Annotated in this window: 9 protein-coding genes; 6 read left to right on the top strand and 3 right to left on the bottom strand. The window is 61.6% G+C overall.

Features of this window, described 5'->3' with window-relative positions; all coding sequences use genetic code 11:
• Nucleotides 1-164 precede the first annotated feature (164 nt).
• The 4 genes from SINAC_RS13075 to SINAC_RS13060 all read left to right on the top strand — a co-directional run bounded on the left by SINAC_RS13075 (nt 165) and on the right by SINAC_RS13060 (nt 4,306).
• Nucleotides 165-1,796 carry an ArnT family glycosyltransferase gene (locus SINAC_RS13075; protein ID WP_157579431.1) on the top strand — a complete coding sequence of 544 codons (1,632 nt, stop codon included), beginning with the start codon at nt 165-167 and terminating at the stop codon, nt 1,794-1,796.
• A 77-nt stretch (nt 1,797-1,873) separates the two neighbouring features.
• Complete coding sequence (gene moaC / locus SINAC_RS13070; RefSeq protein ID WP_015246118.1) at nt 1,874-2,353, top strand: cyclic pyranopterin monophosphate synthase MoaC; 480 nt, start codon at nt 1,874-1,876, stop codon at nt 2,351-2,353.
• Nucleotides 2,354-2,486: 133 nt separating this feature from the next.
• Nucleotides 2,487-3,491 (top strand): polyprenyl synthetase family protein, encoded by a 1,005-nt coding sequence (locus SINAC_RS13065; RefSeq protein WP_015246117.1) that lies wholly within the window; start codon nt 2,487-2,489, stop codon nt 3,489-3,491.
• Nucleotides 3,492-3,838: 347 nt separating this feature from the next.
• Nucleotides 3,839-4,306, top strand: coding sequence for a helix-turn-helix domain-containing protein (locus SINAC_RS13060; protein WP_015246116.1), 468 nt, complete (start codon nt 3,839-3,841; stop codon nt 4,304-4,306).
• Between the two features lie 137 nt (nt 4,307-4,443).
• Here SINAC_RS13060 and SINAC_RS13055 read toward each other — a convergent pair whose 3' ends face one another.
• From SINAC_RS13055 to asnB, 3 genes are all read right to left on the bottom strand, one after another.
• Nucleotides 4,444-5,454, bottom strand: coding sequence for a lysophospholipid acyltransferase family protein (locus SINAC_RS13055; protein WP_157579430.1), 1,011 nt, complete (start codon nt 5,452-5,454; stop codon nt 4,444-4,446).
• Between the two features lie 132 nt (nt 5,455-5,586).
• Complete coding sequence (locus SINAC_RS13050) at nt 5,587-6,321, bottom strand: metallophosphoesterase family protein (RefSeq protein ID WP_015246114.1); 735 nt, start codon at nt 6,319-6,321, stop codon at nt 5,587-5,589.
• Nucleotides 6,322-6,612: 291 nt separating this feature from the next.
• Nucleotides 6,613-8,496 (bottom strand): asparagine synthase (glutamine-hydrolyzing), encoded by a 1,884-nt coding sequence (gene asnB, locus SINAC_RS13045; protein ID WP_015246113.1) that lies wholly within the window; start codon nt 8,494-8,496, stop codon nt 6,613-6,615.
• Nucleotides 8,497-9,305: 809 nt separating this feature from the next.
• Between asnB and SINAC_RS13035 the strand changes: the two genes are divergently transcribed.
• Both SINAC_RS13035 and SINAC_RS13030 read left to right on the top strand, forming a co-directional pair.
• Nucleotides 9,306-10,460 carry a hypothetical protein gene (locus SINAC_RS13035; RefSeq protein WP_015246112.1) on the top strand — a complete coding sequence of 385 codons (1,155 nt, stop codon included), beginning with the start codon at nt 9,306-9,308 and terminating at the stop codon, nt 10,458-10,460.
• 261 nt (nt 10,461-10,721) lie between these two features.
• Nucleotides 10,722-13,028, top strand: coding sequence for a DUF4159 domain-containing protein (locus SINAC_RS13030; protein ID WP_015246111.1), 2,307 nt, complete (start codon nt 10,722-10,724; stop codon nt 13,026-13,028).
• The last annotated feature ends 262 nt before the right edge of the window (nt 13,029-13,290 follow it).

Raw genomic sequence — 13,290 nt, 5'->3', positions numbered from 1 at the left:
CTCGGGCTCGATTTTTTTGGCGCCCGGCCTGGTTCGGATTGGGCTGGGCTCGACTGCTGGGTCGCCCCGTTCCTGCCCATCGTTCATAATGACGGGGATGCGGGTCGAACTTTGGCTCTGGGCCATGCTTGCTCCTGTCCCAATTCATGGGCGAACCCTCTCCGGTGATATCCGAACGCGCTCGGACGGCAAATTTTTGGAGTGTCGGACGTCTCGCCGTTGTTGCGGCGGTTGGGGCCGGTCTTGCCGTCGTGCTGACGCTGGGCGGCCCCGGGATCACGATCGACGAGCCGCTCGATGTGCGCCCCGGGCGCACCTATATCGCGACCTTGCAAGCGAAGGGCTGGCGGTTCTTCACGTCGGAGGTGGTCGAGGCTGTCTTCCGAGACAATGCCGAGCACCCACCGCTCGGGCGCTGGCTGCTTGGCCTTGCCTCGACCCTGGGTGCGCCGCTGGAGATTGTGATGATGGGAGGGCCTGATCCGGTCGGGCTCTACCTCCATGCCGCTCGCCTCGCTCCGGCGCTTGCGTTTGCGATTCTGATCGGCCTGGTCGTGCACGCGTCGGGCCGTCGGCAGGGGCGGGTCGCCGGCTTGGCGGCCGGTGTCGCCCTCTTGTTGATGCCCCGTGTTTTCGCCCACGCGCATCTCGGGGCGCTCGACACCTTCATCTGCCTCTTCTGGGTCAATGCGCTCTTAAGGGCCGAGCGGGGCCTGGAGCATCCACGAGCCCCCCTTGCCATGGCAGGGGCCGGGCTCGCCTTTGGGCTGGCTCTCCTGACCAAGATCCACGCCTGGTTCTTGCCACCGATCTTGTTCGTCTGGGCCCTGACCCGAGTCAAGCTCACTCGAGCCCTGGTATTGCTGGCGATCTGGGGGGGGAGCGGACTAACCCTGTTCGTCTTGGGCTGGCCCTGGCTCTGGTATCATTCGCTCGATCGACTTCGCGCGTACTGGGGAACGGGCGTGGAGCGAGCGACGCTCCGCGTCCTCTACTTCGGCCAGGTCTACCTCGATCGGGACGTCCCCTGGCATTACCCCTGGTTCTACTTCGCGGCCACGGTGCCGATCGGTCTCCACCTGTTCGGCTTTCTGGGGTTGGCTCATGGCTGGCGGCATCGACGCCATGATCCCTTCCCCCTCCTGCTTGCGGGTTCGATCGTCTTTTTCCTGGTCTTGTTCAGCACTCGAATCCCGGTCTATGACGGTGAACGCCTCTTTTTGCTTGTCTTTCCGCTCTGGGCGATCCTGATTGGCCGAGGTTTCGCCGTCGCCTGGCATCATCGCCCCCGCCAGACCTGGCTCCGTGGCCTCCTTGGCCTCTTCCTCCTGGCCCAAGGGACCGGGATGGTGACCACGCACCCGTTCGGCCTGAGTTACTATAATGCCTTGGTTGGCGGACTCCCTGGGGCTGAGCGGTTGGGGCTCGAGCTGACCTACTGGAACGACGCGGTCGACCGCGTCCTGCTCGACCGCCTGGTGCGTGAGGCCGGGCCTGAAGGTTCGGCGGCACTCGCGCCCACGCTCTATCCCGGCCAGGGGATTGCCAGCACCACCCGAGCCATGAGCCAGCGCCCGGTCCTCCTCCGTGACGAGGATGCCGCCCTCCAGGCCGAATGGGTCGTTGTCTCGAGAAGAACCGCCTACTGGCGTCCCGAGCTGCGCTCACGGCTCAGTCAATCGCGTCCGGTCTTTTCCCAGGGCCGACATGGTGTTTGGCTCTCGGCAATCTGGCACTTTCCCCCCCCTGCCCCGCATCCCCTCGCCAACCGCGCCCCGGCTCGTTCGCGACCTTGATTCAGGATTGTCCCTAGCCATACGGGGGGCGATTTGTAAAATACGTTCAGAACAAATTGAAACGAGGAGCCGTTGGCATGTCCGGACTGACCCATTTCGACGACTCGGGAGCGAGTCGGATGGTGGACGTCTCGGAGAAAGAGGCGACCCAACGACTGGCGCGGGCGAGCGGCCTGGTACGGATGCGGCCGGAGACGCTCCGCCTGATTCTCGACCGTGGGATGGCCAAGGGGGATGTCCTTGAAGTTGCCCGGCTGGCCGGAATCATGGCGGCGAAGCGAACCGGAGACCTGATTCCGCTTTGTCACCCGCTCGGCCTGGATAGCATCCAGCTCGATTTAACCGCGACCGATGCGGCTACGCTCCGGATCGAGGCCGTGGTGAAAGTTTGTGCACGGACAGGTGTCGAGATGGAAGCTTTGACCGCAGTGAGTGTTGCGGCGCTCACCGTCTACGACATGTGCAAGGCCGTGGATCGTGAGATGGTGATCGACTCGGTTCGCCTGGAAGAGAAGTCCGGTGGTCGGCGCGGCCATTTTCGTCGCGAGCCAACCTGAGTTCGGTTAAAGGCAGCAAGGCGGGTTCGGTTCTTCGAGAGTTCGAGTGTCAATCGGACCTCAAAAGACCAGCCGAATCTTCCTTGTTGTTTGCTTGAGATGAAACGCTTGTTGTGACATTGGGAGCCGCGGGATGTCGTCGCAATCACTGATGAAGCCTGAGGAAGCGAACGGGAAACTAGCGGCTGTCTATGCGCCGATCGTGGACCAGTTGGCCGAATCCGAGCGAATTTTCGAAGCCGAACTTGGCAGTCAATTCCCGTTTGTGCAACAACTCGTCGACCACTGTGCCGACTACCGCGGGAAGCGGCTGCGACCGGCTCTGGTCTTGCTCACGGCTCGCGCGGCCGGCTCGCTCAATGAGTCCCACCCGGTCCTCGCCGCCGTGGTCGAGATGATCCACACCGCCACCTTGGTCCACGACGACATTCTTGACGAGGCCCTGGTGCGCCGCCATGCGGCCACGGTCAACGCTGAGTGGGGCAACGAACCGGCCGTTCTCCTCGGTGACTATCTCTTCACACACGCGTTCCACCTCGCCGCCTCGCTCGACTCGACCTTGGCCTGCCGTTGGATCGGCCATGCCACGAACCTGGTGTGCGAAGGGGAGATGCAGCAGGTTCACCATCGGGGAAATCTCGACCTCGATGAAGATGCATACTTCTCGATCATTCAGGGGAAGACCGCCGAGTTGACCGCGGTCTCTTGCCGGCTCGGGGCCCACTATGCGGGGGCTTCCAGCGTCGTGGTCCAGGCGATGGAAAGTTACGGCCGAGACCTCGGAATTGCCTTCCAGATCGCCGACGACGTCCTGGATCTCTGGGGCGAAGAGCGAAATACAGGGAAGAGCCTGGGCACCGACCTCAAGAAGCAGAAACTCACCCTGCCCCTCATCCGATTCCTCGCCACCGCCCCGCCCTCCACCGCCGCTCCCGTCCGGCGACTGCTCGCCGAACCCGAACCCGATCGACGGAGTCTGAGGGACTATCTTGATTCCTCCGACGCCTTGGAGTATTCCTGGACTCGTGCGAAACAACACGCCGAGCGCGCCCATGCCGCGCTCGATCACCTTTCCGAGTCGAATGCGAAGTCGGTTCTGCGAAGCCTGACCCAATACGTCGTTCGCCGAAGCTCGTGACGGGAAACCGGAACGCCTCACCGATCGGCGTTCCCCACGCCCTGTAATATTGACATTTCGGCACTTGATGCGCTTCGCCGCATCGGTGTCGTCATCTCGATCCCCCTTACGACTGACTGAGTCGACCCCTCCTGGTCGGGACCCGTCGGCCTGAGCATCGACTCAAGGAAAGCGTGCGTTGATCGTACGTTTTGTTCGTCGTTCGCAAGTAAATTCCGATTTATAGGATAAAATTTGCTAATTCAGGATGGGACTGTTTTCGGGATCGGGAAATGTGGTAGAGTAAGTTTTGGGGCATCCAAAAGCTCCTTTTTCACGAGATGTTGGCACATCGAGGACGTTCGATCATGGATGCCGACAAGGCCTCGCCACTTCAGAAAAAGCTTCTCGGCCAGATGGTTCGCCGGGGCCTGAATGGCCAGAAACTGGCGAAAATCTCCAAGGTCAGCGATTCGGAAATCTCGCGAATTCTTGCCGGGAAATCTCGACCCGGTTTGGAGAACGCCTTCCGGCTTGCCAAGGCGGTGGGTGTCTCACTTGATTATTTGGCCGATGACACTCTGGAAAACGATCCTGCCATCACGACGGATCCGCTCTCTCCCGAAGAACGGGAGATCCTTGATCTTGCGCATGCAATTGGCTGTTCGCGGGCGACTCGCATCTTAGAAAATATCCGAATCGTCGGTTATGAAGCCGCGATGCGACGCTTGCTCGATGCCAAGCCGCAGAGCGAAACGGAGGAACCGAGCCGAACGGCTGTCTCCGCCTCTTCCCCGCCTCCTGCCTCCAACTCATTGATTTCGAATCGCGTCTAAGTCTAAATGTTCTCGTATTATGATCGAGTGGCTTCATGGAGTCGCACGGCCGGCCCGGCCGTGCGGGTTTTGGTTGATCGCGGTCCGCCCAAGATCCTCCAAAGAATTGCCGGATCAATGACGAAAGCGGTTTGCCGCTATTTCGTTGGTGCCGTTGCGCCGAGATAAAGGAAGCCGTCGTGGTCGAGGCGGGCCTGGAAGCCGGTGTCGAGCCATTCTTGGCGACCGGCGACAAGCGCCTGTAGCCGTCCTTGCTGTTCCTGTGCGAGGGCGGCTTCGGTAGTTCCCACGATCCTGAGGGCGACACCTGGGAGGGGAAGGCCCACCGAGCCCGGTTTGTGTCCGATTTGGTGGACGTTTCCGATGTGCAGATCGAGCGTTGAACCCGTTAATGGGCCGAGCTCTGGGTGAGTGAGGTGAGGGAGAGCGGGGTCGATTGACTCGAGAGGAGAGGGGCGGCTGCCGCGAAGCTCGCAGGCGCGGACTCCTGCGATGAGTACGGCCTGCCGGACAGCGAACTTGGTGATTGGCGGTGGAACCGGAGCGCCGAAGACCACGTTGACGGTTCGCCTCCTCGCCTTGGGACGCGAGCGAAAGAATCGGCCCCCCGAGAAGCTGAAGAAACTGCCCCAGAGGTTGTCCAGGAAGACCGGGATGACCGGAACTGAGTCGTGCTCCGCAAGGATGACCTCGATGCCTCGGTAAAAGGGCCCGAGCAAGCCGGTCCGGGTGATCTGGGCCTCGGGGAAGAGCCCAATGGCTTGGCCATCGTCGAGCGTTTTTTGAGCGGCCCGGATCGCGCCTCGAACGGTGCGGCCACCGGAAAAAGGGACCGCGATCAAGCCGGCTCGTCGGCCGATCAGGCCGAGCAGCGGCCAACGGAGGAAGTCGGCATTGATGAGGATGCGCCCGCGCCTCGGGCAGCTCGCCGCCAGGATGAATCCATCAATCCAGCTCACGTGGTTTGCTGCGAAGAGGACCGGCCCCGTTCTGGGAACATGGTCTTGCCCCTCGATTCGCAAACGATAATGAGGAAGGAGCAGAAGTCGGAAGAGAGGTTGAATGATCCAAGGCAGGAACGTGAAAAAGGCGAGCGGAGTGAGCGCGACGGCTGTGACTGCGATCAAGAGCCAGTCACGCGTTGACATGACGAGGCTCCGAGGGCCGGCATCGCTCTGGGAGAAAGCGCGGGGCGACGACGACTTGCCTCGCAGCCAGGAGGGAGAACGCCGGCCCGGATCGGTTCCCGAGGAGTTGGAGACGTCCCTCCGGCGGGTCACTCATGCCGGATCCTCATCGGGGTTCTCGAGGGTCGCCGAGGCGTCGGGCAACCGACCGGTGCGGAGGGAGTGGCTCATCAGTTGCTTTGCGCGATCGGGTAAGCTCGTGGCTTCGATCCGGGAGATCGTCTCCTCGATGGGGTACTCCACCCGCTTGAGCTCCACCTTGTTGTCTTCGATCACCGCGTACGCAGCTCTCGGGTCACCGTCACGCGGCTGGCCGACGCTTCCCGGATTGAGCACGACGGTCCCGTCGACCGACAGGTTGAATTGCATATGAGAATGGCCTACGCAAACGATGTCGGCATCGACATTGTGCACCCGCTTGGCCCAGAGCAGCCGGTCCTTCATCAAGTATTCGTCGAGGGGGTCGCGCGGGGTTGCGTGAACGAGATAGAACCGGCGCCCGCCGAGCGTGAACCGCTGAGTGAGGGGGAGTTGCAGCAAGTAGCGCCGTTCGTCGGAACCAAGGGCATCCCAGACGTGCGGGCGTGAGACCCGGGTGAGGTAGCGATACCCCGTTTCGCCGCTGACGGCGATCCCCTGGGCGACGCCATGATCGTGATTGCCTCGGATCGAATAGCGAGCGTGCTCCATGGCCCAGCGGACGCAGCGCGCGGGGTCAGGGCCGTAGTCGACGAGATCACCCAGGCAAAGGCAGACGTCGTGCGGTTCGTTGATCGCCGCAAGCGCTGACCAGTTGGCGTGAATATCGGAGACAACAAGGATTCGCATCAGGGGCGATTCCGGCGGGTGGCCAAGAGGGATGTCCCGACTGCTCCGATTTCCCCGATCCCAGGACGATGAGCGGCGGTATCGAACGGAGTCCACTTTGGTTTTGATGGCAAATGGCGAACCAGGATGACGATGTCCTCGCGCTCTTTCAAAAGTTTGGGTTGCCCCATTGTGCGTTAATAAGCGTCCCAATGGCCCAATGCCGACTCCCCAAAGGGGCGACGATCCTGGAAACCCATTTGAGGAGCGACAGGGTACGCGATCCTCTGATCGCGATCAATCACTCAACCCTCAAGACCCGTGCCAGCGGTCGTACCAGAGCTGAAACATCAACAAGGTCCAGAGCGGCTTCCGGTGATCGCGGACGCCGGCCGCGTGCTCGCTGATCCGTCGCTCGACTTCGCGAGGATTGAACAGGCCCTGACGTTCCAGTCGCGACCGGTTGAGCAACGAGCCGAGCAAGCCGGCCAGAGGACCGCGGAGCCAGTGTGCCACGGGGATTCCGAAGCCCTTCTTCGGGCGCTCGAGGATCGTCGCGGGGAGTCGGCCGGACGCGGCCTTTTTCAAGAGCCGTTTGGTCTGATTGCGCCCGTACTTGAAGCGGGGGGGGAGGGTTTGCATCGAGTCGACCAGTAGGGCATCGAGAAAAGGGGCCCGGACTTCCAGGCCGCAGGCCATGCTCGCTCGGTCGACCTTGGCGAGGATATCGTCGGGGAGGTAAGTGTCCTGGTAAAGCGCCAGGGAACGAGTGAGTGGGTCGGCCGAGGGGACGAGCCCGCTTGCCCGGAGCAGATGCTCCGCCTCGACGTCAATCGTCTCGCCCGCGATCAGCAGTCGCTGGATCTCTTCCCCGGAGTACGAACCGAGCCAGCGCTGATGGGCCAGCGGGGCCGATTCAGCCGCTCCTCGGAGGAACTGTTTGAGTCGGAAGTCGAGGCTGATGTTCCCGTGATTGACCGGCAACCGGCCGACGGCGGCCCCGGCCAAGGCTCGGGCCGCACGAGGGAGCCGGCGGAACAGGTCCGCGGCGCGTTCGGCAACGAAGGTGGGATATCCCGCGAGCAACTCGTCGGCGCCATCTCCGCCGAGTGCCACCGTCACTTCACTGCGAGCGAATCGGCTGAGCAGGTGAGTCGGCAAGATCGACGCGTCGCCAAACGGTTCGTCGAGCCAGCCTGCGACGTCGGGCAAGAGTTCCTGGACGGCCTCGACGGCGAAGGTTCGCTCGTGATGATTCGTACCGAGGTGGCGGGCGACGAGTCGAGCGTGGGCACTCTCGTCGAAGCTCGGGTCGGCGAATCCGATCGAAAACGTGTGAATGCCTTGAGCCGGCTCCAACTCGGCGAGAGCCGCCGCGACGCTCGAGGAGTCGATTCCTCCCGAGAGGAAAACCCCCAGCGGCACATCCGAGCGACGGTGGCGAGCCACCGCGCTCCGAAAGTCGGTCCAGAACTGGTCGGCGGCCACGTCGAACGGCGGACTCTCACTCTCCTCAAGCGAGGCAGGAGCCGTCCAGTACCGCGAGACTCGGGCCTCGCCTCCCTCCCAAACCAGGACGTGGGCGGGCGGCAGCTTGCGAAGGCCAGACCAGATCGAATAGGGAGCCGGGATATACTCATAAAAAAGATAGCGGGCGAGTCCCGGCAGATCGAGACGTCGAGAGATCTCGGGATGTTCCAGGAGCGCCTTGGCTTCGGAGCCGAAAACGAGGCCGCCGGAAGCGGTCTGGGCATAGATCAGGGGTTTCTGCCCCATCCGATCTCGGGCCAGGACCAGGCGGTTTCGCTTTTTGTCCCAGAGGGCGAGGGCAAACATCCCATTCAAGAACTGAGCGAAATCGGCCCCGTGCTCTTCATAGAGATGGACCAGGCATTCGGTGTCGGATTGACTGCGGAAGATGTGGCCCCGGGCCTGGAGTGATTTCCGGAGCTCGGGCTCGTTGTAGATCTCACCGTTGTACGTGACCCAGACGGATTCGTCTTCGTTGGCCATCGGCTGGGAGCCACCGGCCAGGTCGATGATCGAGAGTCGGCGATGACCGAGCGCCACGGGGCCTTCGACCAGAAATCCCTCGCCGTCGGGGCCTCGATGCGCCAGCGTTGTCGTCATCCTCGCCAGCACGGCGGGATCCACGGGCTTGTTGTCACGATTCACGAAACCGGCGATGCCGCACATGATCGAGGTGAGCGTCTCCCACTCCCAAGGCGATTTTGCTCTCTTGAGATCATCCAGCCTACACCAGCCACGAGTGGACGAACAGTCCGGCTCAAGGGTTGAGGAGGCGGTCGCTTCGCTTCGTCGCTGGTTCGGGCAACACTGCCTACTCGGTCAGCGTGAGATGCTGAACATCGCGACGGAGTCCTCCCCGCGAGCGACGAGATTCGGAGGTGGAATCACATTCGTCCGAGCGATCACGTCATCGTTGCTAACTAATTGGCATGCAAGAAGAAACCTTCGGAAAGGAAGACGCGAATTCCTCCCTCTTTTGGGCAAATCGGACGTGGCGCTCCCACTCTTGGTCTCTGACTTGCATTAACGAGTTGACAGCCGATGCTGGCTTTGTACTGACTGTTGCCGTGGGTGAACGCCATGAGGACAATGATGACGGTGGACCGCCCCCTACTCTCCTCTCGCTCGATTTCCCCGACCAACCTCGGTTCGTCCCTCCCCCGTTGGCGAACGTCAAGGTGATCTCCTGACGACCTCCGCCGATCCTGGGCCTGGTTCTCTTGGCCTTCGATCAAACCTCTTTGGTCTTACGAGCTTCCGGAACGACTGAGCGCTGGGGATTCAGCGCTTTCCACGCCAGTTGTTCGCTCGTTCAACTTTGAATTTTCTCACTCCATCCTTGGAAACGTCGCGCGTCCAACTCCGACTCTTAATGAATTCACTGACAATTGAGCGTTTGGATCTCGACTCCCTCGGCGCATTTGCAGATCAGGCCGTGGAGGAACGATTCGACGAAATTTGTTGGGAGCTGAGCAATGAGTTTTTCACTGAATGGCCTGCTTCGCGGATTCATCTACCTGGCGGTCGTCTCGAGCATCACCGCGATCGGGATCAACCGTCTCGCTCCCCAAGAGGCGCGGTTCCGAATCTTGAAGCCGTCCAATGTTGTGCCTGTGAATGGATATCACTTTCGCAGCTATGATCGACTTCCTCGACTACTCGACCCTGTGACCGGTCTCTTTTCCGACGTCAAGCTGGAAGGGGCGGATTCCTTCGACAGCGCGACCTGTTCCCCTTGGGAGAACGACCGGGGGCAGTCATATGTCGTCGGACGTTGGCTCGGTCGCTCGAAAGCGGATGACGGTATGTGCCAGGGATGTGGCTTGGGTCGTTTCAAGTTCCCCAGCGGAAAGGCTCTCGAGCGCGTCAAGCTCGATGTGATGCCGGTCAGTCGTCCCTGTTTCTTCCCGGAAGATCCCCTGAGCGTCGTGTTCGCGGCGGGAGATGGTCAGCTTTACCGTTACACGTTTGAGAAGGAAATAGATCCGTCCGCATCGCCGGTGGAGGGGGGCAGCCCGACTCCGTTGGTCTGGAAGACCTCCACGGCCGGCGAAATGCCGGTTTCCATCAACGATCCGATCTGGCCGACGGATCCTCGGCTCAAGAATCGGTTGATTGCCTCGCTCACCTTCATGGTCAGGGACGCGGAGGGCAAGCTGAAGATGCGCAGTCGGCTGGGCTGGCTGCAACTGAACCCGAAAGGGACGGAGATCGTCCGGGCGGGCCGGCTGATCGGGCATGACGATGAAACGGCGGCGGTCAGCGACAGTCCCCGTCCTGACGAGACCCTCCCGACCATCTACTCCGCCGGAAATGGGGCGGAGTTCACCCTGGCCTACCTGACTCGCGTGGAGGGACGTGCCGGCTGGGGTTTGCACGTGGCTCCGCTGGAGATTGATTCCGAGACTGGGACCCCGATTGTTGACGAATTGCGGAGACACACGATCGCGGGCAATCAGTCTCATATGACCCCCATTTTCTCCGCCGATGGCCGCACCCTCTACTCCGTGATCAATTCGGATCCCAAGCCCGACACGATCGAACGCCTTCACGTTCCCGAACTGGTGCGTGCCCCCGCTGCCCTCCTGGCACGACTTGTCGTTCGCAATAGCCGGATCGCATGGAACTGACGAGCCGATGCGGGCGGCGAGCTGGTCTCGCCGTCCGCGCTCGCGGTACGGCACGAGCATGAGCCTTTTCGGTCGCGGTCACACTCTGTGCACAATCCTCGCCTCAATCCACGTCGCGATCATCTCCCTTTAATACGTTCCAGGAAATCACCACTCCCTGCCGGATCCCGGCTTGCCGCCTTGCGGGTTGGCGCGTCATGCTAAACAGGGGCGTTGACGCGTCTCTCGACCCCCGTCGCTCGGCCAGGGAGGTTTTCGATCATGTCGCGAATCGGGCGAGTCCTCGCGATCGTCTTGGGGATCGTCGGCTATACGGGGCCGATCGTGACAACACCCGCGCAGGCTGCGGTGACGCGGGAAGAGGTGGAACGCGCCATTCGCGAAGGAGTTCGCTTCCTTAAGCAAGAGCAGCGTGGCGACGGGTCGTGGAGCGACGTCGACAATGATGCGCACACCGGTTCGACCAGCCTGGTGACCTTGGCGCTGTTGACGGCCGGAGAGCCGGTCAACTCGCTGACGATTCGTCGAGCACTGGGGTATTTGCGCAACTTCGGTCCCGACGAATTGAAGAGCACCTACGCTGTTTCGCTTCAGACCATGGTGTTCGCAGCGGCCGAGCCCGAGCGTGACCAGTTGAAGCTCGTCGCCAACGTCGAGTGGCTGACCCGAGCCCAGATCCGGCCGAACGACCGGATCAACTGGCCTGGGTCGTGGACCTACTCGGTGATCAAGAACCGGAATGGCGATAACTCGAATTCTCAGTATGCCTTACTCGGCCTCCATGCGGCGAACGAGGTCGGGATCCCGGTCCGCCCCGATGTCTGGACTCTGGCGCGAAGCTATTGGGAGAATTGCCAGCATCGCGACGGCGGCTGGGCGTACACGCCCGAAGCCAGTTCTCCCGCATCCGGGAGCATGACCAGCGCAGGGATCTCCAGCCTGATCATCACGGGCTTGAAGCGCTACCAGGGGCAGGAGACCCTTGTCGGCGACGAGATCCACAACTGCGGCAAAGGGGGGCTGAATGTCGACCTGATGCGAGGGATCGACTGGATGGCCAACCACTTTCGGGTCGGCGAAAACTTCGGGCACGGGCAGCAATGGCGCTATTATTACCTTTACGGGATGGAACGAGCCGGCCGACTGACCGGGCGGCGGTTCTTCGGCGAGCACGACTGGTATCGCGAGGGGGCCGAAAAACTGGTCCACGATCAGGACCCACTCCGGGGCTTCTGGCGTGGCGCGATCTTCGAACAGGACCCGGTGGTCGCGACCAGCTTCTCCCTCCTGTTCCTGGCGAAGGGGCGTTCGCCCGTCTTGATCAACAAGCTGCGCCACGGACCCAAGGCTGACTGGGAAAACGACGCCGACGATATCCGAAATCTGGTGGGGGTCGTCTCCCGGGACTGGAAGCCCCTCTTAGGCGGCCAACTCTTGACCTGGCAGATCGTGGATCCGAACGTTTCCACCGTCGAAGACATGATGCAGGCGCCCATCGCTTACTTCAACGGTCACAAAGCCCCCGAGTTCACTGCCGAGGGGAAGAAGAATCTTCGCGATTTCGTCGAACAGGGAGGTTTCATTTTTGCCGAGGCCTGTTGTGGCATGAAAGAGTTCGACTCAGGATTTCGCGAGTTGATGAAGGAAATCTTTCCTGAGGAAGAGTACAAACTTCACCCATTGGCCGAGGAGCACGCGGTCTGGCGCGCCCGGCACCTGCTAAGTCCCGACGTTCATCCGCTCTGGGGGATCGAGCACGGCTGCCGGACGGTCGTGATCTACTCGCCCGAGGATCTGTCCTGCTACTGGAACCAGGCGGAGAATAGTCCGGCGAACCCGGCCGTGATCAAGGCGTTGCGGGTCGGCCAGAACGTGGTCGACTACGCGACCGGCCGTGAGCTTCCGGCCGACAAGTTGGCGGTCCGCGAGGTCAAGGACTTTAAGCCGGATAGCCCCAGGCGGGGGGCCTTGCATATCGCCAAGCTGGTTCATGCGGGCGATTGGAACGTGGCCCCATTGGCGATTCCCAACTTGACCACCTCGTTGAGGCAGAAGACCGGCCTTGACGTCGTGATCAATCACAAAGAGCTCTTTCCCAACGATCCAAACATCGTCCACTTCCCGCTCATCTACCTCCACGGCCGCGCGGCGTTTACCTACGCGAAGGAAGATATCGACGCGATTCGCCGCCACCTCACGCCGGGTGGGGGGACACTCTTCGCCGATGCCGCGTGCGGGAGCCCGGCGTTCGACGTCTCGTTCCGCACGTTCGTCGCCACCTTGCTTCCCAACGCCCCCCTCGTCCCCATCCCTCGAGACGACGAGATCTATTCGAAGAAGGTCGGCTATGACCTCGCTGACGTCCATTTCACCAAGGCGGCCGGCGGCGGAGTCGACTATCCCCAACTCGAGGGGATCAAGATTGACGGCCATTGGGCGGTCATCTACTCGAAGTATGACCTCGGATGTGCCCTTGAGCGGCACCAGGGGCTGGATTGCAAGGGGTATAGCTATGAGAGCGCCTTGCGGATTGCCACCAACATCGTGCTCTATTCGACGTTACCCTGATCGTGATCCGGCCGTGGTCGTGTTGTCCCTCCGGGACTGCAATGAATCCTGATTCGAGCTTTTCTCGATTCCAGGGTCTTGCACCCCTAGCTCTGGACGGTTGCACCTCCGGGGTTGCATAATATAAGGCTCGCCTTTTTCTGGCCTGCGAGAGCGGCTGAATCGATCCGCTCGAATCTCTGGATCCCGCCTTCTGCCGGCAATCCGACGTGACCGTCCAGCGAGGGGCAGGTCATCGTGAGAGCGGCTTCTCCGCCGTTGT

Origin of the sequence: Singulisphaera acidiphila DSM 18658, from assembly GCF_000242455.2 — a bacterium.
In the GTDB taxonomy this organism is placed as follows: domain Bacteria; phylum Planctomycetota; class Planctomycetia; order Isosphaerales; family Isosphaeraceae; genus Singulisphaera; species Singulisphaera acidiphila.
This window is presented reverse-complemented; position numbering and strand designations above follow the sequence as displayed.

Coding starts and splice junctions, on each gene's coding strand:
- SINAC_RS13055 (WP_157579430.1), bottom strand. CDS start 5,454: ATGTCAACGCGTGACTGGCTCTTGATCGCAGTCACAGCCGTCGCGCTC.
- SINAC_RS13035 (WP_015246112.1), top strand. CDS start 9,306: ATGAGTTTTTCACTGAATGGCCTGCTTCGCGGATTCATCTACCTGGCG.
- SINAC_RS13030 (WP_015246111.1), top strand. CDS start 10,722: ATGTCGCGAATCGGGCGAGTCCTCGCGATCGTCTTGGGGATCGTCGGC.
- SINAC_RS13050 (WP_015246114.1), bottom strand. CDS start 6,321: ATGCGAATCCTTGTTGTCTCCGATATTCACGCCAACTGGTCAGCGCTT.
- SINAC_RS13065 (WP_015246117.1), top strand. CDS start 2,487: ATGTCGTCGCAATCACTGATGAAGCCTGAGGAAGCGAACGGGAAACTA.
- asnB (WP_015246113.1), bottom strand. CDS start 8,496: ATGTGCGGCATCGCCGGTTTCGTGAATCGTGACAACAAGCCCGTGGAT.
- moaC (WP_015246118.1), top strand. CDS start 1,874: ATGTCCGGACTGACCCATTTCGACGACTCGGGAGCGAGTCGGATGGTG.
- SINAC_RS13060 (WP_015246116.1), top strand. CDS start 3,839: ATGGATGCCGACAAGGCCTCGCCACTTCAGAAAAAGCTTCTCGGCCAG.